Raw genomic sequence first — 18,391 nt, forward strand, 5'->3', positions numbered from 1 at the left:
CGTCGGACTCATTCTGCGCTGCAGAACGTGCTGTGTGGCGAGTCGGGGACGCCGTCGCTGCGCGGCGCTCGGGTGCTCGCCGGCTGCGCGGCGCAGAAACCGAGCAGGCATAGCATTCGACCTGAGATGACGACGATGACGACGACACGACGACGGGGCAGCACGGCGGTGGCCGTGCTCGTCGCGGGCACCTTCTTCATGGAGCTCCTGGACGGCACGATCCTGGCGACCGCCGCCCCGGCGATGGGGCGCGACCTCGGGGTCGACTCCGCTGCGATCGGCGTGGCGATCACCGCGTACCTCGTCACGCTCGCCGTGTTCATCCCGGTCAGCGGCTGGCTCACCGACCGGGTCGGGTCGCGCACCGTGTTCGCCGGGGCGATCGCGCTCTTCACCGTCGCGTCCGCACTGTGCGCCGCGTCGACCGGTCTCGTCGAGCTCACGGCCTGGCGGATCCTGCAGGGACTCGGCGGGGCGATGATGGTGCCCGTCGGGCGCCTGGTCGTCCTGCGCGGCGCGGGACGCGAGCAGCTCGTCACGGCCATCGCCATCCTCACCTGGCCCGCACTCGCCGCGCCGATCATCGCGCCCTTCGTCGGCGGGGTGCTCGTCGACACCCTCAGCTGGCACTGGATCTTCCTCGTCAACATCCCGCTCGGGATCGTCGCCTTCGTCGCCGCGCTGGTGCTCGTGCCGCAGGAGCGCGCACCCCAGCGCGTCCCGTTCGACTGGCGCGGGTCGCTGCTCGCGTGCCTGGGGCTCGGGTCGCTCGTGGTGATGGCCTCGCTGCTCGCGCTCGACGAGATCCCCCTGGTCGCGGTCGTCGTGTCCGGCGTCGTCGGCGCGGTGTGCTGCTGGCTGGCCGTCCGGCACTTCCGCCGGGCGCCGCACCCGATCATGGGACTCGGCTCGTTCCGGCTCGAGACCTTCCGCGTCTCGCACGCCGGTGGCAGCCTGTTCCGGCTCGCGGTGTCGGCCGTGCCGTTCGTGCTGCCGCTGCTGTTCCAGGACGCCTGGGGCTGGAGCGCGGTGCTCGCCGGGTCCGCGGTGCTCTGGGTGTTCGTCGGCAACCTCGGGATCAAGCCGATGACGACGCCGTTCCTCCGCTGGTTCGGCTACCGGCCGGTGATCGTCGTGTCGAGCGCGATCGCGGCGCTGAGCGTCGTCGCGATGGTGTTCCTCACCGAGGACACCCCGTTCTGGCTGCTCGCCGTGCTGCTCGTGGTGAGCGGCGCCGCGCGCTCGGTCGGCTTCACGGCGTACAACACGATCGCCTTCGCGGACGTCGAGCAGGCGGACATGACCCCGGCGAACACGCTCTCGTCCACGCTGCAGCAGGTCGCGGCGGGCTTCGGGGTGGCGGTGGCCGCCGTGGCGATCCGGGCTGCGGCCGGGCTCGGCGGGACCGGGCCCTACGACGTGGCGTTCTGGGTGATCGCCGTGCTCCTCGTCGTGGCGTGCGTCGAGGGCGTCCTGATGAGCCGGACGGCGGGGGACACGGTGCGTCCGGTGCGCCGGGTGCGGGCTACGGCGCGCTGACCGGCGTCCGGCGCCGACCGGCGTGTGCGGTGGCGGCGCCGCGCCGTCCGCTGTCCGTTCGCGACACGGTCACACGCCAGAAACCCGGGGTGCGCTACGGTCACAGCAACTGTCCGCGACAGCCGAGTACGGTTGCCGCGGCAGGGTGACCGAGACACCCAGGACGGAAGGCAGCATGGCCGGGCCACAGCAGCAGGGGACGATCGCAGGCGACACCGCCGTGCAGCCCACCGAGCTGCGCGTCGTCAGCTACAACCTCCGCGAGCACACCGCCAACGGCGAGCTCGCCGCGCTGGCCGAGGCGTCCCAGGCGGACGTCATCTGCGTGCAGGAGTGCGACAGCAACGACCTCGCGCCGGAGGTCGCCGGGCTCTCCCTCGCCGCGTCGACGAAGGCCAACCGCCTCGGGCTCGCGATCTACAAGCGCGACGACCGGTTCGAGGTGCAGGACTTCAGCATCCACTCGCTGCAGAAGTCCCTGCACGACCGGGTGCTCGCGCCCGCGCACGAGCGGCTCATCGCGATGCGGCTCCGTGACACCGAGGCCGACACCGAGGTGATCGTTGCGTCGTTCCACGCGTCGCCGCTGACGGCCACGAACTCCCTCCGGCGCAAGCAGATCGAGGCTGCGCACCAGTTCGTCCGCGACCTCTCCGACGAGGCCCCCGCGATCATGGTCGGCGACTTCAACTACCCCTGGTTCCAGACGAACCTGCGCCGCAAGATCGAGGAGCACGGCTTCGCGCTGTCGCTCTCCGACCAGCCGACCTACCTGCGCTACCGCAAGTTCACGGGCCACTTCGACTTCGCGACGAGCGTCGGTCTGCACATCGCCGGCGTCGAGACCCTGCCAGCGGGCATCTCCGACCACCGGCCGATCCTGGTCCGGGCGCACTACGAGCACCCCGGCGTCGCGACCGCCGCCGTCGAGGTCCCGGAGGCCCCCGCCGCCTGACACCGGCGTGCGCGGCGATGTCGCGCTCCGCGTCCTGGTCGCACGACGTGCCGTCGGCACACCGCCCTGGTCGCACGACGTGCCGTCCCGGGCGATCGTGAGCGGCACGTCGTGCGACCAGAGCCCGCCCACACGACAGGAGCCGACGGCGGGACGCGACGACACGACGCACCGTGACCGGACGACGGACGGGAGGCGCGGTGCCAGCTGGCACCGCGCCTCCCGTCCGTCCGTGACCGCCTCGGCGACCCGTGGTCACCTCAGCGACGCAGCGTCGCCCTGGCGAGCCGGTTGCCGATGAACTGCCCGAGCTGCACGATCACCACGATCGCCGCCACCGACACGTAGACGATCCACCAGTCGTACCGCTGCGAGCCGTACACGATCGCGTACTCGCCGAGGCCACCGCCACCGATGAGGGCGCCCTGTGCCGTCATGTCGACGATGCCCACGAAGATGAACGTGTAGCCGAGGATGAGCGGCCCGACGCCCTCGGGGATGAGGACCGTCAGCAGGATCGACACCGGGTGCGCCCCCGACGCCCGCGCGGCCTCGACCACGCCGGGGTCGACGGCGAGCAGGTTCTGCTCGACGATCCGCGACACCGCGAACGATGCCGCCAGGGAGATCGCGAAGGTCACCGCGGGGACGCCGATCGTCGTCTGCACCGCGACGCGCGACAGGGGCGCGATCGCGGCGAGGAAGATCACGAACGGGATCGGGCGCACGATGTTCACGAGCACGTTGACGATCGTGTACACCGCCCGGTTGCCGAGCAGGTTGCCCGGACGGGTCGCGTACAGGACCAGTCCGAGCGCCAGGCCGATCACGCCGGCGAACACCAGGGAGACCAGCGTCATCACGAGGGTGTCGCGGATCGCGCCGAGGAAGACGTCGAACGTGTCGATCACGCTCTGGAAGCCGTTGCCGTTCATGCTGCGACCTCCTCGTCGACGGTGATCCGAACGTCGCGCAGCGCACCGAGCGCCCGGTCGACGGCCGCGGGGTCGTCGGCGGTCAGTTCGTAGGTGAGCGAGCCGATGCGGCGTTCGCGGATCTCACCGACGCCACCGAAGACGAGCTCAGCGGACACGCCGGCCGTCCGGAACGCCGCGTCGATCCGGTTCTGCAGACCGACCTCGTCGGTGATCTGCACCGTGACCAGCCGGCCGCGGTGGTGCTCGCGCAGCCGGGCGAGCTGCTCGGCGGACGGACGGTCGTGCAGGGCGGTGCGGACGAAGCGCTGGGCGGCGCCGGTCTGCGGCGAGGCGAACACGTCGTAGACGTCCCCGACCTCGACCACGCGACCGTTCTCCATGACGGCGACGCGATCGGCGATCTGCCGGACCGCGTCCATCTCGTGCGTGATGACGACGATGGTGACGCCGAGCTCACGGTTGACCCGGCGGAGGAGCGCGAGGACCTCGGAGGTCGTGTCCGGGTCGAGGGCGCTCGTGGCCTCGTCGGCGAGCAGCAGCTCCGGGTTGCCGGCGAGCGCACGGGCGATGCCGACGCGCTGCTTCTGCCCGCCGGACAGCTGCTCCGGGTACGCGTGCGCGCGCTCGAGCAGCCCGACGAAGTCGAGGAGCTCGGCGACGCGGCGGTCGCGTTCGTCCTTCGCGACACCCGCGACCTTGAGTGGGTACGCCACGTTGCCGGCGATGGTGCGGGAGCGGAACAGGTTGAACTGCTGGAAGATCATGCCGATCTTCCGACGCGCCAGGCGGCGTTCCTTCTCCGGGATGGCGGTGAGCTCCTTGCCACCGACGGTGACCGTGCCGGACGAGGGCAGCTCGAGGGCGTTCACGAGGCGGACCAGGGTGGACTTGCCGGCACCGGAGTACCCGATGACGCCGAGGACCTCTCCCTGGTGCACGTCCAGGGAGACGTCCTCGACGGCCACCACGGTCTCGCCGGTGTCGGCGCGGCGGTAGTGCTTCGAGACGCCGCGGAGTTCGACGAGGGCGGGCACTACTGCTTGGCCGCCTTCGCGTCCTGCTCGACCTTCGCGAGCTCGTCCTGGAGCTTCGTGGCGCTCTCGTCGCGGGCGACGGCCTCGGGCAGGTCCTTCTTGAACGCCTGCTGCACGGCGTCGTCCTGGAAGAGCTTCGCGAGGTCCAGGTACGTCTCGTTGTCCTTGTCGGCGTCGCGCACGGCGAAGACGTTCACGTAGGGGGCTGCGCTCGCGCTGGCCGGGTCGTCCTGGAAGATGATGTCGCTGGTCGGGAGCTTCGCGGCGGTGGCGAAGTTGTTGTTCACGACGGCCGCGGCGACCGAGCCCTGCTGCAGGGCATTCGCGGTCTGCGAGGCGTCGAGTGGCTGGACGTCGACCTTCGACGAGGTGATGTCGGTCGTCGTCGAGAACGCGGATCCGCCGTCCTTGAGCTCGAGGAGCTTCGCGGACTGCAGGATGAGGAGCGCCCGCGCCTGGTTGATCGAGTCGTTCGGGATCGCGATCTTGGCGTCCTGCGGCAGCTCGCTCGTCTTCGCGTAGTCCGTCGCGTAGAGCGGCAGCGGGTACACGGCGGTGGAGCCGATCGGCTGCAGGTCGTCGTTCGAGGTGACGTTGTAGTCCGCCAGGTACTGGATGTGCTGGAACTGGTTGATGTCCAGCTGGCCGTCCTTGAGCGCGGGGTTCGGCAGCGAGTAGTCCGAGAAGTTCGTGAGCTCCACGGTTACGCCGAGTCGCTCCTTCGCGAGCTTCGTGTAGGTGTTCCAGTAGCCGAGCGACTTGTCGGAGACACCGATGGTCACGGTCTTGCCGGAGCCGCCACCGGAGGCAGCGTCGTCCGACCCGCCGGAGCGGACGGCCGCCACCACGACGGCGACCACGATCGCGATGACGACGACCGCGGCAGCGATGATCCAGCCGACGGGGCGCTTGCCCTTCGGCTTCTGGGGCAGGACTGGTGCTGCGGACATGGGTGCTCCTCGTGGGGGACGTGCCCGGACGGTGGAGACGGTGCCGGGCGTGGCGGGCCCGGACGGCGGCGTGCACGGGCGGTGCGGTGGGGAGCCGCGGGATGCGCGGCCAGGTTCCGAGTGTGGCTGCCCGCGGCGCGACACGCACGACGCGTTCCGCCGTGTTACATCCCGCCGGGTTCTCCACAGGCCGTGCGGGGCGCGTGCCGGACGCAGGGGAGCGTGTGTTGACTCGGGGTGTGCGCAGCATCGAACTCGTCCTCGACCCCGACTCCGACGCGGCCGTGCGTGCGGCGTGGGACGCGCTGACGGCGGCCGACCTGCCGAGCCTCGGCCGGTCGGGGACGAACGACCCGCACGTGACGCTCGCCGCCGGCGATGCGCTGCCGATCCCGGACGGCTTCGACGCCCCCGTGCCGACGACGCTCCGGCTCGGGGGGCTCCTGCTGTTCCCCGCCGGAGCCGGGCGGTCCGTACTCGTCCGGGCCGTCGTCGTGGACCCGGGGCTGTCGGCCTTCCACACCGCGGTGCACCGGGTCGCGCCGGACGCAGTCGAGACCTCGGTGCCCGGTGCCTGGTCGCCGCACGTCACGTTCGCCCGTCGGGTCCGCGACGAGGACCTGCCCGCCGCCGTCGCCACGCTGCGCGCGACCCCGCTGCCGGCGACCCTGACGGTCGGCGGGGTGCGCCACTGGGACGGCGAGACGAAGACGGTGACGCCCGTCGGGTGACGGACGGCATCGTGCCGGTACGAAACGGACGGCAGGTCCCGCGCCCGTCGGGTGACGGGCGGTCCCGCGCCCGTCGGGTGACGGCCGGTCCCGCGCTCGTCGCGCGACGAGCGGTCCCGGTCGGGAGGCGCGGCTCAGGTCCGCAGCACCCGCTCACCGAACCCGGACGCGAACACCCGTTCCGGGTCGGCCGCCGCCACCAGCCGCCGGAAGTCGGCCAGTCGTGGCCAGAGCGCCTCGACCGCACCGGTGTCGAGCGAGCTCGTCTTGCCCCAGTGCGGTCGCCCGTCGAACGGCGCGAGGCGTGCCTCGAGGTCCGGCAGCAGCGCCGCGACGGCGTCGGGGTGCTTCCGCCAGGTGAACGCGATGCAGAGCACGTCCTCGCCCTGCGTCGGGCTCAACCAGAACGGGTCGGCGGCCATCGTCCGGAGTTCACAGACGTGCAGGTGCGGCTGGATCCGGTCGGCCAGTCCGCGGAGGGCGTCGAGCGCCGCGGCCGCGTGCCGGAGTGGGACGAAGTGCTCGCTCTGCACCTCGGACCCGACGCTCGGCACGGCGTCGATGGGGAAGTGCGGCAGACGGTCCCACCACGGGCCGACCGTGCCGTCGCGGGCGGTGACGTGCCCGTCCGCCGGGCGTCCCGGCAGCCTCGGCGCGCCGAGCAGTTCGTCCGGCACCTCGACGTCGTCGGCGCCCTCCGGCACGCGGGACTTCAGCAGCACCTCGCCGATCTCGTCGCCGAACACCGTGTAGGAGCACACGGAGTACGCGGCCGCGTGGACGTCGGCCACGTGCGCGACGAACCGGTCCCAGGGGATCGGACCGTAGGAGTCCTGGCGCATGCGGTAGGTCGGTTCGACGTCCACCTCGACGCGCGTCACGATGCCGAGCAGCCCGAGGTGCAGCACGGCCCCGTCGAAGTCGACGTCGCCGCGGCGGACCGTGCGCACGGAGCCGTCCGCGCCGAGGAGCTCGAAGGACCGGACGGCGGTGCTCAGCGACCCGAGGGTCGTGCCGGAGCCGTGCGTGCCGGTGGCGATCGCGCCACCGAGCGAGATGTGCGGCAACGAACCGGTGTTGTGCAGGGCGACCCCGGCGGCGTCGAGGTCCGGGGCGACGATGCCGTAGCGCGTGCCGGCGCCCATCGAGGCCGTGCCGGCGTCGGTGTCCACGACCAGGTCGGTGGGGAGCCCGGTCAGGTCGAGCAGCACCCCGTGGGCGTCCGCGACGTCGTTGAACGAGTGTCGGGTGCCGAGGCCGTGCACCCGTCGGGACCTCGAGACGATCTCAGTGGCCTCCTCCAGCGTGCGCGGGCGTTCCACCCGCTCGGCCGAGTAGGTGACCGTGCCGGACCAGTTGACCTCGCTCGCCGTCGACCGCATGCCGCCCACGATGCCACGCCGTCGACCGCATGCCGCCCACGATGCCACGCCGTCGTCGACGGGGCACCGCGGGCGGGCGCAGGTCAGTGCATCGCGGGAGCGCCGGCGGGAGCGCCTTCTGGCGTCGCGGGCCGGCGGATGAACGCCGACGTCAGGATGCCGACCAGTGAGATGACCCCACCCACCAGGAACGCCGTCTGCACGCCCGAGGCGGTCGCTGCGGCGACCCCGGCGGCGTCGGCGTCGGCGCCCGCGGAGGCGGCACCGATCGTGAGGAGCGTGACGAAGAGCGCCGTGCCGGCCGCGCCCGCGAGCTGCTGGGTCGTGCCGAGCACCGCGCTGCCGTGCGAGTACAGCTTCGGCGGCAGGCCCCCGAGCGCGGCGGTGAACAGCGGTGTGAAGGTCAGCGCGAGCCCGATGCTCAGCACGACGTGGGCGCCGAGGACGAACCACACGCTCGTGTCCACGCCGACCGTGGAGAGCGCCCACAGCACCGCGCTGATGATGATCGAGCCCGGCACGAGCAGCACCCGGGGACCCCGGCGGTCGTAGATGCGTCCGACGACGGGGGAGAGCAGTCCCATCAGCAGACCACCGGGCAGCAGCAGGAGCCCGACGGTCAGGACCTCGAGTCCGAGCACGCGCTCGAGGTAGATCGGCAGCAGGATGAGCGTGCCGAACATCGCCATGAAGCTGATGCCCATCGCCACGATCGGGACGGTGAAGCCCTTCGTGCGGAAGGTGCGGAGGTCGAGCAGAGCACGGTCCGTGCGCTGCAGGCGGGTCTGCCGGACGACGAAGAACGCCAGTGCCGCGAAGCCCACCACCAGGGCGATGACGGGGACGAGCGGACCGGTCGACCCGGCCTCGCCGAAGCTCGACAGCCCGAAGACGATCCCGCCGAACGCGACGGCGGAGACCACGACCGACAGGACGTCGAGCGGCGCGCGTCGGGGCGTGGTCACGTTGCGGACCTTGAGGATGCCGAGCACGAGCGCGGCGACGGCGATCGGCAGCACGAACCCGAACAGCCACCGCCACGAGAACGCGTTGAGGATCAGGCCGGAGATGGTCGGACCGACGGCCGGCGCGACCGAGATGACGATCGAGATGTTGCCCATGATCCGGCCGCGGTGCGCCGGCTCGACCAGGTTGAGGACGGTCGTCATGAGCAGCGGCATCATGATCGCGGTCCCGCTGGCCTGCACGATGCGGCCGACGAGCAGCACGGGGAACCCGGGTGCGGCCAGGGCGACGAGCGTGCCGAGCGAGAAGAGCGCCATCGCCGCGATGAAGACCTGCCGGGTGCTGAAGCGCTGCAGCAGGAACCCGGTGACCGGGATCACGACGGCCATGGTCAGCAGGAAGCCCGTGGTGAGCCACTGCCCGGTCGCCGCGGAGATGTCGAGGTCCTCCATGAGCCGCGGCAGCGCCACGCCCATGATCGTCTCGTTGAGGATGACGACGAACGCCGAGACGAGCAGCAGCCCGATCACGAGCCTGGTCTCGCCGGCGGAGGGCTGCGAGACGCTCCCGGTGCGCGGGGCGGAATCGACGGCCTGGGTCATGCGGGGCTCCTGGGGAGTGACGACGTGCAGAGGGGGCGCGGACTGCGCAGACGGGGCAACAGCCTGAACGGATCCGAGTATTCCGCTTCCGTGTGTCGTCCTCGTGAACGGACCGTGCGCACGGACCGAGCGCACGGACCGACCCCAACGGACCCCGCACGCGGTCAGCGCAGGATCGCGAACCCGTCGCCGTCGCCGTGCGGCACGACGCTGCGCCGGGTGACGTCGGTCACGGTGGCCGTCGGCGGGCCGGTGCGCAGGAACGCCATGAGCGCCTCCACGGACTCGGACGGCCCCTCGGCCTCGACCTCGACCGTCCCGTCGAACAGGTTCCTGGCGTACCCGTCGAGCTCCAGTCCGTCTGCCTTGCGTGCGGTCCAGTACCGGAAGCCGACCCCCTGCACCGAGCCGGACACCACGGCGTGCACCCTCGTCACCGTCGTCATGCCGTCAATGTAGGCACGCGTGGTCCCCGGTGCGTTACAGGTCTGTTCCGGTCTCGTGAACGGTGATAGTGTCAACGCAACCCGAACACTTCGAGTCACCATGACACAAACTGATCCCACCAGCATCCGCGTCGCGGTCTCCACCGTGATCGTCGCCCTGCGCCCGCACCCCGACACCGGGGCTCCGGCGCTGTGGATGCCGCTGGTGCGCCGCGTGACCGACCCGTTCGAGGGCTCGTGGGCGCTGCCGGGCGGCTGGGTCGGTCCGGACGAGGGGCTCGAGGACTCCGCTGCCGCACGCCTGCGCGAGACGACGAACGTGCAACCGCGGTACCTGGAGCAGCTCTACGCGTTCGGCGACGTCGACCGTTCGCCGAGCCGGGTCGTGTCCATCGTCTACTGGGCGCTCGTGCACCCGGACGAGGCCGAGTCCGTCCCCGACGACTGGAACGTCCGGTGGTTCCTGGCCGACGAACACCCGGCGCTCGCGTTCGACCACGACCGCATCGTCGAGTACGCCCTCTGGCGACTGCGCAACAAGATGTCGTACTCGCGCATCGCGCAGGCCTTCCTCGGCGACCGCTTCACCCTGGCCGAGCTCCGCGGTGTGTACGAGGCGGTGCTCGGCCGCACCCTCGACCCCGCGAACTTCCGCCGACAGGTCGAGCGGACCGATGCGATCCTGCCCACCGACGAGACCACGAGCGGCGACCGGCACCGGCCGGCCCGACTGTACCGCTCGAACCCCGACCTGGCCTACGCGGACAACGGTCCGCTGACCGACACCACGACCCGGACCACGACCGGGGCCACGACCCTGGCCACGGTCCTGCCGCCGCGGTCCACCTCGAACCGATAGGAACCACCGTGTCCATCGCCGTCACCATCGAGCGCATCTCCAACGGCGCCGTCGCGGGCAGCACCTGCACGCCCGACCTCGCCGCACCGACGTGGGACTTCGACAGCCGTCCCGGCTACGGTCCCGGCTCGTCGATGTCCGACGTCATCCCGACCTCCGCACCGCGACAGGGGCAGCTCCCCGACGAGTACAAGACCGCGAGCGACGACGAACTGCACGCGCGCATCGAGCGGGCGAAGGCGACCCTGGGGGACCGCGTCGTCGTGCTCGGGCACTTCTACCAGCGCGACGAGGTCGTCCGGCACGCGGACTTCCTCGGCGACTCGTTCCAGCTGGCCAACGCCGCCCTGACGAAGCCGGACGCCGAGGCCATCGTGTTCTGCGGCGTGCACTTCATGGCGGAGACGGCGGACATCCTCGCCCGCGACGACCAGCGCGTGATCCTGCCGAACCTCGCCGCAGGCTGCTCGATGGCGGACATGGCCGACATCGACAGCGTCGAGGCGGCGTGGGCCGAGCTCACCGCCGTCTACGGCACGGAGCCCGACGCCGACGGGCGCGTCCCGGTCATCCCGGTCACGTACATGAACTCCGCCGCCGACCTCAAGGCGTTCTGCGGCCGGAACGGCGGGATCGTCTGCACGTCGTCGAACGCGGCGACCGTCCTCGAGTGGGCGTTCGAGCGCGGGCAGCGCGTGCTCTTCTTCCCCGACCAGCACCTCGGCCGGAACACCGCGAAGGCCATGGGGATCAGCACCGACCGCATGCCGATGTGGAACCCCCGCAAGGCCCTCGGCGGCAACGACGAGCAGACCCTGCTCGACGCGCAGGTCGTCCTCTGGCACGGCTTCTGCTCGGTGCACCGCCGCTTCACGGTCGAGCAGATCGAGCAGGCCCGGCGCGACGACCCGGGCGTGCAGGTCATCGTGCACCCCGAGTGCCCGATGGCGGTCGTCGACGCCGCGGACGCCGCCGGCAGCACCGACCTCATCCGTCGGACCGTCGCGGCCGCCACCGAGCCGACGTCGTTCGCGATCGGCACCGAGATCAACATGGTGAACCGGCTCGCCGCCGAGTACCCGCAGCACCGGATCACCTGCCTCGACCCGGTCGTCTGCCCCTGCTCGACGATGTACCGGATCCACCCGGGCTACCTCGCCTGGGTGCTCGAGGCCCTCGTCCGCGGCGAGGTCCTCAACGAGATCACGGTCCCCACCGACGTGCAGGCCGACGCCAGGGTCGCGCTCGAGCGCATGCTCGCCGCGAAGCCCCGCGGCTGACGGTCCGGCGACCGAGGACACCGAGGACCGCACCGTGCACGTCGTCATCGTCGGGTCCGGCATCGCCGGGCTCACCGCCGCGATCCGCGCCAGCGCCCGCCACGACGTCACCCTGGTGACGAAGGGCGGGCTCGCCGACGGCGCCACCGCCGCCGCGCAGGGCGGCATCGCCGTCGCGCTCGGTGCCGACGACACCGTCGCCCTGCACGAGCACGACACCCACACCGCCGCCGTCGGGAGCGCGGACGCGCGCGCCGTCGCACTGCTCTGCGCCGACGGGCCGGCGCGCGTCCGCGACCTGCTCGCCCTGGGTGTGCCGTTCGACCGGACGACCGACCCGGACGCACTGGACCGCCACGGCGACGACCTCGCCCGCGGGCGCGAGGCCGCGCACGCACGCTGGCGGGTCGTGCACGCCGACGGCGACGCCACCGGGGCGGCCGTGGAACGCACCCTCGTCGCCGCCCTGCTCCGCCGGCACGTCACCGTGCTGGAACGCACCTGCCTCACCGACCTCGTCGTCCGCGACGGCGCCGTCGTCGGCGTCGACGTGCGCGACCTGCTCGGCGACCCCCGACGGATCGACGCCGACGCGGTCGTGCTCGCCTCCGGGGGTGCCGGGCACCTGTACCGCGAGACGACGAACCCGCTGGTCGCGACGGGGGACGGCGTCGCCGCCGCCTGGCGTGCCGGTGCCGTCCTCGCGGACCTGGAGTTCGTCCAGTTCCACCCGACCCGGTTGGCCGTCCCGGACGGCGGACTCCTGTCCGAGGCGGTCCGCGGCGAGGGTGCCGTCCTCCGCGATGCGACCGGCCGGCGCTTCATGACCGCCGTGCACCCGGACGCCGAGCTCGCCCCGCGCGACGTGGTCGCCCGCGGCATCGCGGCCGCCGTCCGCGACCAGGGCGGCGCCCCCGTGCTCCTCGACGCGACGGGACTCGGCGCGGATCGGCTCGTCGCGCGCTTCCCCGGGCTGACCCGCGCCACCCGTGCGGCCGGCTTCGACTGGACCCGCGAGGGCGTCCCGGTCGCCCCCGCCGCGCACTACGCGATGGGCGGGATCGCCACCGACAGCGAGGGCCGCACGAGCCTGCCGGGCCTCCTCGCCGTCGGTGAGGCCGCCTGCACCGGCGTCCACGGCGCCAACCGGCTCGCGTCGAACTCGCTGCTCGAGGGTCTCGTGTTCGGCGTGCGCACCGCCGACGCGATCGGCGCGCCGCGACCCGCCCGACCGCGCCTGCGCGGCGACGCGACCCTGCCGGTCCGCACCGTGCCCGACGACCGGGTGGGCGACGTGGCGGACCCGCGTGGTGCCTCCCGGCCGGACGGGACGGGACCGGACACGACGGAGCGGCGCGCGACGGGACCGGACGCCACGCCGTACCGGTCCGACCGCGAGCGACGGCCTGGAGGCTCCGCCCACCCCGACCGTGCCGCTCACCTCCGGCAGGCGGTGCAGACCGAGATGACGGAGCGGGTCGGCCTGCTCCGTGACGCGGACGGACTGGCGGCCGCGCGTCGCGCGCTCGCCGCCCTGCGACCGCCGGTGGCGCGTTCGGTCCGGGACCACGAGGACCGTGCTCTGCTCGACCTGGCGCGGATCACCGCGCTCGCCGCCGAGGCCCGCACCGAGTCCCGCGGCGCACACGCTCGGACCGACCACCCGGAAACCGACCCGTCCGCACCGGTGTCCGTCGGCTGGGCCCGCGCGGTCGCCACCGGTCGAGCCCCGGTCGACAGCACCACGCGGTCCGACAGCACCACGCCGTCCGACAGCACCGCCACCGTCCAGCAGGGAGTCCCCGCATGACCACCACCGTCCCCGCATCCGCCGGTGCCACCGACGCGTCCGACGTCCGTCCCGCCGGACCGTCCGACCCCGGGACGATCCCACCGCACGCCCTGCGCCGCGTGATCGAGACCGCGCTCGAGGAGGACGCGCCGTGGGGCGACGTCACCAGCGAGACGCTCATCCCCGTCGACGCCCGGGCGACCGCGACCCTGGCCGCCCGCGAGCCCGGCGTGCTGTCCGGCGGTGCGGTGTTCGCGGCCGTGATGCACGCCGTCGACCCCGCGGTGCGGACCGAGCTGCACCTCGCCGACGGCGCGACGTTCGCGGCGGGGCAGGTGCTGGCGACCGTCGAGGGACCCGCCCGCTCGGTCCTGCGTGCCGAGCGCGTCGGGCTCAACCTTGTGCAGCGGATGTCCGGCATCGCGACCGTCACCGCGCGGTACGTCGCAGCGGTCGCGGGGACGGGGACCCGGATCGCCGACACCCGCAAGACGACGCCGGGCCTCCGTGCGGTCGAGCGGTACGCCGTGCGCTGCGGCGGCGGCCACAACCACCGGAACTCGCTGTCCGACGCCGTCCTCGCCAAGGACAACCACCTGGCGGTGCTGCTCGCCGGCGGCACCCCCATCGGCGACGCCGTGCGCGACGCCCGCCGTCGACTCGGGCACACGGTCCACCTCGAGGTCGAGGTGGACCGGCTCGACCAGGTCGAGGCCGTCGTCTCCGCCGGGGTCGACACGATCATGCTCGACAACTTCACACCGGAGCAGCTCGTCGAGGGCGTGCACATGGTCGCCGGCCGCGCACTCGTCGAGGCCTCGGGTGGCGTCTCGCTCGAGACCGTCGGCGCGATCGCACGGACCGGGGTGGACGTCGTCTCGGTCGGGGCGCTGACCCACTCGGCCCGGGCGCTCGACCTCGGGCTCGACGTCGACGTGACCGGCGCGCCCGCCGGTGGTGGCGCCGACGCGACCGGCGCCTGACGCGGTGTTCTACCTCGACCGCGCCGCCACCACGCCGGTCCGCCGCGAGGTCCTCGAGGCCATGTGGCCGTACCTGACCGGCGTGTTCGGCAACCCGTCCTCGACGCACGGGGTCGGCGACGCCGCGGCACGGGGGCTCGCCGACGCCCGTGCGACGATCGCCCGGTTCCTCGGGTGCCGGCCCGGCGAGGTCGTGCTGACCACCGGCGGCACCGAGGGCGCGAACACCGCCGTGAAGGGGATCGCACTCGCGGCGCCCCGTGGTCGGCACGTCGTGACGAGCGCGATCGAGCACGAGGCGGTGCTCGAGAGCTGCCGGTACCTGGAGCGCCACCACGGGTTCACGGTGACGCTGGTGCCGGTCGAGCACGACGGGACGGTGACACCAGAGGCCCTCGCGCGGGCCGTCCGTCCGGACACCACGCTCGTCTCGGTGGCGCACGCCGACAACGAGATCGGCACCGTGCAGGACCTGCCGGCACTCGCGGCGGTCGCGCACGGTGTCGGCGCCCGGTTCCACACCGACGCGGTGCAGAGCGCGCCGTGGCTGCCGATCGGGCTCGACCGGCTCGGCGTCGACGCGGTCTCGTTCTCCGGGCACAAGCTCGGCGCGCCGAAGGGCACCGGTGCACTGGCCGTCCGGGGCGGTGTGCCGCTCGAGCCGCTGCTGCACGGCGGGGGACAGGAACGGGGGAGACGGTCCGGCACCGAGGACGTCGCGGGCGCGGTCGCCCTCGCGACCGCGGTGTCGCTCGTCGAGGACTCCCGGGACGCCGACGCCGACCGGGCGACGACGACCCGCGACGCCGTCGTCGAGGGGGTCCTGGCGTCGGTCCCCGGTGCCGTGCTGACCGGAGCCGCACCGACCGTGCCCGGCGCGCGTCGGCTCCCGGGGCACGCGTCGTTCTGCTTCCCGGCGGTGCCCGGCGGTCCCGCGGCGGTCAACGGCGAGACCGTGCTGCTCGAGCTCGAGGCTCGTGACGTGGTGTCCTCGTCGGGCAGCGCCTGCGCCGCGGGGAGCACCGAGGCCTCGCACGTCCTCACCGCGATCGGTCTGCTGGAGGACACCGCACGGACAGCCTTGCGACTCACCTTCGACGCCGGACTGACCGAGGCGGACGTACCCGTGGTCGTGGACGCGGTCGCCGCGTCGGTCGCGGCCGTCCGCAGCCTCGGAGGGGTGTACTAGACGTTCTCCTCCACAGTTGGGGTGATGTCCCCCCTTCTGCGGACACTGATCGTCCGTCACCATGGACACATGGCGAACGCGATCACGACCCGGCACCGACGGGAGGCCCCCTTCCTGGCGGTCCAGCTCCTGCCGGCGCCGGCGACCGTGGCGGCGCTCGCCCTCGCCGCGCAGCACGACCTCGGCACCGCCCCGCTCGGGGTGATCGCGACCGTGGGTGCACTCGCCACCGTCGCGAGCGCCCTGCTCCCGGCCGTCGGCACCGCGGCGATCCGTCGATCCCTGCCCGCACCGAGCGAGGCGGACCGGTACCGGGGGGACGTCGAACAGCCCCGGTGACCTGACCCGAAGCCAGCACCGCGCGGTCCCGTCCCCCCCCTCTGGGGCCCGCGGTGCTCCTGACCGGACGTGGTACCCCTGACCGCGTCCGGCGCCGGACACGACATCCCCTGTCGTCGTGTCCGAGCGGCCACCGCGCCCGTCGTGGACGTGGCGCCGGACCCTGACCGGCGCCGCACCCCCCTGTCAGTCCACGGCGGGCCGCGGTGGTGTCGCCCGGGCAGCGATCGCTCGGCCCTCCGGTCAGTGCGTCGGTACAGGTGGTTCCGGTACGCCGGGCCAGACGTAGTCCAGGTCGTCGGGCACGTCGGGGAACAGCGGCCGGTAGTGCTCCGGTGCCTTCTGCACGAGCTTCGAGCGGTGCGACTCGTGGACCGCCGGATCGGCGTTCCACGCGGGCACGGCGAAGTCCCCGCGCTCGTAGGCCACCAGGTCCTCGGGGACCAGGCCGAGGTCGGCGAGCGTCTTCTCGAGGCAGGTGTCGGCATGCCCGCGCTCGAGCCACACCCGGCACGTCGCGTCCTGGTACGCCATGAGCGCCGGACGGTACCCCCGCCACATCGCGACGACCGGGTGGCGCTGCCAGCCGTAGTCCGGCAGGGTCAGCGCCCGCATCACCTGCAGGGTCTCGACGCGCTGCTTGCCGAGCCGCTTGTCGTCGAGCACCTCGGCCGAGGCGCGGAAGTCCGCGTAGGGCAGGAACGTCTGCATCCACCGGACGGTACGCCGGGCCGCTGGACCGCGACACAAGTCGTCACACCCGGGCGGGCACCCCGACGACGTGTGAGCATCGAGCGCATGGACGGAGCACTCGTCGTCGGCGTCAGCGGCAGCCCATCGGACCCCTCGCGCACCTCGACCCTGGTCGCGGCGACCGTCGCGCGCCTTGCGGAGGACCTGCCGGACGCGCGGACCGCGCAGGTCGAGATCGGGCCCCTGCTCGCGGACCTCGGTGCCGCGCCCTCGCGTGAGGCGATGTCGGCCGAGACCCGACGGGCACTCGAGACCGTCGAGGCGGCAGACGTGCTCGTCGTCGGCAGTCCCGCGTTCCGCGCGGCGTACTCCGGTGCCTTCAAGCTCTTCTTCGACTGGGTGGGGCAGTACGACCTCGTCGACACCCCGGTGCTCCTGACCGCCACGGGCGGCAGCGACCGGCACGCGCTGCTCGTCGAGCACCAGATGCGACCGCTGTTCGGCTTCTTCCAGTCGACGACCCTGCCGCTCGGTGTGTTCGGCAACGAGCGCGACTTCACCAAGCGCGAGGGCGGGTACGACCTCGCCGGCGTCGACCTCGAGCTGCGCATCGACCAGGCCGTCCGACGGGCGCTGCCGATCGTCCGCGGAGGCTTCGCGGCCGTCGGCGCCGAGGACGTCCGTCGCCCCGCCGACTTCTAGACGGCCGGGCCGGCGCTGCCGCCCGCGGTCGCACGACGTGCCGTCGGTCGTCGTCCGGGTCGCAGGACTCGCCGTCGCGGCGGAAGGTGAGCGGCAGGTCGTGCGCCCGGCAGTGGCCACGCTCCCGGTCGCACGACGTGCCGCGGGCGTTCGTCCTGGTCGCACGACTCGCCGTCGCGGCGGAAGGTGAGCGGCAGGTCGTGCGCCCGGCGGTGGCCACGCTCCCGGTCGGACGACACGCCGCGGGCGTTCGTCCTGGTCGCACGACTCGCCGTCGCGGCGGAAGGTGAGCGGCAGGTCGTGCGCCCGGAACGGGGCCGCTGGAGATCGGATCGGCGGGGCCGGGCTGGCGGGGCCGCTGGGCGGCGGGGCCGGGGGCGTCGGACGGGAGGCGCGTGGCGGGCGGGCGCCGCGCCTCCAGGCCGTCAGTCGGTGGGGTCCGCGACCAGCGTCGCGACGTGCGCGACGGCCAGCCGGTAGCCGTCGGCGCCCGCGCCGGCGATGACCGCCGTCGCGGCGGTCGCCACGTGGTCGACGTGCCGGAACGGCTCACGCTTCCACGTGTTCGACAGGTGCACCTCGACCACGGGGACGCTGAGCGCCTCGACGGCGTCGTGGAGCGCGACTGAGGTGTGTGCGTAGGCGGCGGGGTTGATCACGACCCCGACGAAGTCGTCGAGCGCCTCGTGCAGCCACTCGACGAGCTCGCCCTCGCGGTTGGTCTGCCGGAAGTCGGCCTCGAGCCCGTGTACGGCCGCTTCGGTGTGCACGATCGCCTCGAGCTCGGCGAGCGTCACCGTGCCGTACTGGGCAGGGTCGCGCCGCCCGAGGATGTCGAGGTTGGGCCCGTTCAGGACGAGGATCCGCCGCGGGCGTGTCGTGGTGTCGGTGGCCGGCTCGCTCATGGGGGAGAGCCTACCGAGCGACGGGGGCGCTGCCTCGGCGACGGGTGTGCCGGGTGTGTGAACGGTCACATCGCGGTGTAACGTTCCCGTCCGGGTCGGCGCAGTT

The 18,391-nt window shown here is 73.0% G+C and carries 18 protein-coding genes; 10 read left to right on the top strand and 8 right to left on the bottom strand.

Annotated features, from left to right (window positions below; genetic code table 11):
- Window positions 1-126: 126 nt before the first annotated feature.
- Together QUG98_RS10900 and QUG98_RS10905 are read left to right on the top strand one after the other, a co-directional pair.
- Window positions 127-1,539, top strand: a complete 1,413-nt coding sequence (locus QUG98_RS10900) for an MFS transporter (protein WP_289470554.1) — start codon at window positions 127-129, stop codon at window positions 1,537-1,539.
- 175 nt (window positions 1,540-1,714) lie between these two features.
- Entirely contained in the window at window positions 1,715-2,494 is a 780-nt protein-coding gene (locus tag QUG98_RS10905; protein ID WP_082687787.1) for an endonuclease/exonuclease/phosphatase family protein, read from the top strand.
- Window positions 2,495-2,754: 260 nt separating this feature from the next.
- On the opposite strand, the gene QUG98_RS10910 is transcribed toward QUG98_RS10905, so the two are convergent.
- From QUG98_RS10910 to QUG98_RS10920, 3 genes are read right to left on the bottom strand one after another with little or no spacing between them, the layout of a single operon-like run.
- Window positions 2,755-3,429: a methionine ABC transporter permease gene (locus QUG98_RS10910; RefSeq protein WP_224441431.1), complete on the bottom strand. Its 675-nt coding sequence runs from the start codon at window positions 3,427-3,429 to the stop codon at window positions 2,755-2,757.
- The gene (locus QUG98_RS10915) at window positions 3,426-4,466 is read right to left on the bottom strand and encodes a methionine ABC transporter ATP-binding protein (RefSeq protein ID WP_289470556.1); all 1,041 of its coding nucleotides are present in this window, start codon (window positions 4,464-4,466) and stop codon (window positions 3,426-3,428) included. The genes QUG98_RS10910 and QUG98_RS10915 overlap by 4 nt, the downstream gene beginning before the upstream one ends.
- Entirely contained in the window at window positions 4,466-5,416 is a 951-nt protein-coding gene (locus QUG98_RS10920; RefSeq protein WP_289470557.1) for a MetQ/NlpA family ABC transporter substrate-binding protein, read from the bottom strand. Before QUG98_RS10920 ends, QUG98_RS10915 begins: the two co-directional genes overlap by 1 nt.
- A 239-nt stretch (window positions 5,417-5,655) precedes the next feature.
- Between QUG98_RS10920 and QUG98_RS10925 the strand changes: the two genes are divergently transcribed.
- Complete coding sequence (locus QUG98_RS10925) at window positions 5,656-6,147, top strand: 2'-5' RNA ligase family protein (protein WP_289470558.1); 492 nt, start codon at window positions 5,656-5,658, stop codon at window positions 6,145-6,147.
- Window positions 6,148-6,281: 134 nt separating this feature from the next.
- Here the strand turns inward: QUG98_RS10925 and QUG98_RS10930 are convergent, their stop codons facing one another.
- From QUG98_RS10930 to QUG98_RS10940, 3 genes are all read right to left on the bottom strand, one after another.
- Entirely contained in the window at window positions 6,282-7,529 is a 1,248-nt protein-coding gene (locus tag QUG98_RS10930; RefSeq protein ID WP_289470559.1) for a D-arabinono-1,4-lactone oxidase, read from the bottom strand.
- Window positions 7,530-7,612: 83 nt separating this feature from the next.
- On the bottom strand, window positions 7,613-9,097 hold the full coding sequence (locus QUG98_RS10935) for an MDR family MFS transporter (RefSeq protein WP_289470560.1): 1,485 nt from the start codon (window positions 9,095-9,097) through the stop codon (window positions 7,613-7,615).
- A 164-nt stretch (window positions 9,098-9,261) separates the two neighbouring features.
- Window positions 9,262-9,543 (bottom strand): acylphosphatase, encoded by a 282-nt coding sequence (locus QUG98_RS10940; RefSeq protein WP_289470561.1) that lies wholly within the window; start codon window positions 9,541-9,543, stop codon window positions 9,262-9,264.
- 100 nt (window positions 9,544-9,643) lie between these two features.
- On the opposite strand from QUG98_RS10940, the gene QUG98_RS10945 reads away from it, so the two are divergent.
- The 6 genes from QUG98_RS10945 to QUG98_RS10970 all read left to right on the top strand — a co-directional run bounded on the left by QUG98_RS10945 (window position 9,644) and on the right by QUG98_RS10970 (window position 15,985).
- Window positions 9,644-10,402, top strand: coding sequence for an NUDIX hydrolase (locus QUG98_RS10945; RefSeq protein ID WP_289470562.1), 759 nt, complete (start codon window positions 9,644-9,646; stop codon window positions 10,400-10,402).
- A gap of 8 nt (window positions 10,403-10,410) precedes the next feature.
- A complete protein-coding gene (gene nadA, locus QUG98_RS10950) occupies window positions 10,411-11,682 on the top strand; it encodes a quinolinate synthase NadA (protein ID WP_289470564.1) in 1,272 nt (423 codons plus the stop codon).
- A 34-nt stretch (window positions 11,683-11,716) separates the two neighbouring features.
- Window positions 11,717-13,492 (top strand): L-aspartate oxidase, encoded by a 1,776-nt coding sequence (locus QUG98_RS10955; protein WP_289470565.1) that lies wholly within the window; start codon window positions 11,717-11,719, stop codon window positions 13,490-13,492.
- Complete coding sequence (gene nadC / locus QUG98_RS10960; RefSeq protein ID WP_289470566.1) at window positions 13,489-14,457, top strand: carboxylating nicotinate-nucleotide diphosphorylase; 969 nt, start codon at window positions 13,489-13,491, stop codon at window positions 14,455-14,457. The genes QUG98_RS10955 and nadC overlap by 4 nt, the downstream gene beginning before the upstream one ends.
- Window positions 14,458-14,461: 4 nt before the next feature.
- Entirely contained in the window at window positions 14,462-15,646 is a 1,185-nt protein-coding gene (locus QUG98_RS10965) for a cysteine desulfurase family protein (RefSeq protein ID WP_289470567.1), read from the top strand.
- A gap of 69 nt (window positions 15,647-15,715) precedes the next feature.
- Entirely contained in the window at window positions 15,716-15,985 is a 270-nt protein-coding gene (locus QUG98_RS10970; RefSeq protein ID WP_289470568.1) for a hypothetical protein, read from the top strand.
- A 243-nt stretch (window positions 15,986-16,228) separates the two neighbouring features.
- Here the strand turns inward: QUG98_RS10970 and QUG98_RS10975 are convergent, their stop codons facing one another.
- Window positions 16,229-16,696, bottom strand: coding sequence for an MSMEG_6728 family protein (locus tag QUG98_RS10975; protein WP_289470569.1), 468 nt, complete (start codon window positions 16,694-16,696; stop codon window positions 16,229-16,231).
- Window positions 16,697-16,783: 87 nt separating this feature from the next.
- Here QUG98_RS10975 and QUG98_RS10980 point away from each other — a divergent pair, with 87 nt between their 5' ends.
- Window positions 16,784-17,380: an NAD(P)H-dependent oxidoreductase gene (locus QUG98_RS10980; protein ID WP_289470570.1), complete on the top strand. Its 597-nt coding sequence runs from the start codon at window positions 16,784-16,786 to the stop codon at window positions 17,378-17,380.
- A gap of 425 nt (window positions 17,381-17,805) precedes the next feature.
- Here the strand turns inward: QUG98_RS10980 and aroQ are convergent, their stop codons facing one another.
- Entirely contained in the window at window positions 17,806-18,285 is a 480-nt protein-coding gene (gene aroQ / locus QUG98_RS10985) for a type II 3-dehydroquinate dehydratase (RefSeq protein WP_289470571.1), read from the bottom strand.
- Between the last annotated feature and the right edge of the window lie 106 nt (window positions 18,286-18,391).

This window comes from Curtobacterium subtropicum (assembly GCF_030362975.1).
Lineage (GTDB): Bacteria > Actinomycetota > Actinomycetes > Actinomycetales > Microbacteriaceae > Curtobacterium > Curtobacterium subtropicum.

Bases quoted from the DNA above. Each gene is read 5' to 3' on its own strand.
- QUG98_RS10910 (WP_224441431.1), bottom strand. From the start codon at position 3,429: ATGAACGGCAACGGCTTCCAGAGCGTGATCGACACGTTCGACGTCTTC.
- QUG98_RS10970 (WP_289470568.1), top strand. From the start codon at position 15,716: ATGGCGAACGCGATCACGACCCGGCACCGACGGGAGGCCCCCTTCCTG.
- aroQ (WP_289470571.1), bottom strand. From the start codon at position 18,285: ATGAGCGAGCCGGCCACCGACACCACGACACGCCCGCGGCGGATCCTC.
- QUG98_RS10945 (WP_289470562.1), top strand. From the start codon at position 9,644: ATGACACAAACTGATCCCACCAGCATCCGCGTCGCGGTCTCCACCGTG.
- QUG98_RS10935 (WP_289470560.1), bottom strand. From the start codon at position 9,097: ATGACCCAGGCCGTCGATTCCGCCCCGCGCACCGGGAGCGTCTCGCAG.
- QUG98_RS10900 (WP_289470554.1), top strand. From the start codon at position 127: ATGACGACGATGACGACGACACGACGACGGGGCAGCACGGCGGTGGCC.
- nadC (WP_289470566.1), top strand. From the start codon at position 13,489: ATGACCACCACCGTCCCCGCATCCGCCGGTGCCACCGACGCGTCCGAC.
- QUG98_RS10940 (WP_289470561.1), bottom strand. From the start codon at position 9,543: ATGACGACGGTGACGAGGGTGCACGCCGTGGTGTCCGGCTCGGTGCAG.
- QUG98_RS10930 (WP_289470559.1), bottom strand. From the start codon at position 7,529: ATGCGGTCGACGGCGAGCGAGGTCAACTGGTCCGGCACGGTCACCTAC.
- QUG98_RS10975 (WP_289470569.1), bottom strand. From the start codon at position 16,696: ATGCAGACGTTCCTGCCCTACGCGGACTTCCGCGCCTCGGCCGAGGTG.
- QUG98_RS10920 (WP_289470557.1), bottom strand. From the start codon at position 5,416: ATGTCCGCAGCACCAGTCCTGCCCCAGAAGCCGAAGGGCAAGCGCCCC.
- QUG98_RS10905 (WP_082687787.1), top strand. From the start codon at position 1,715: ATGGCCGGGCCACAGCAGCAGGGGACGATCGCAGGCGACACCGCCGTG.
- QUG98_RS10980 (WP_289470570.1), top strand. From the start codon at position 16,784: ATGGACGGAGCACTCGTCGTCGGCGTCAGCGGCAGCCCATCGGACCCC.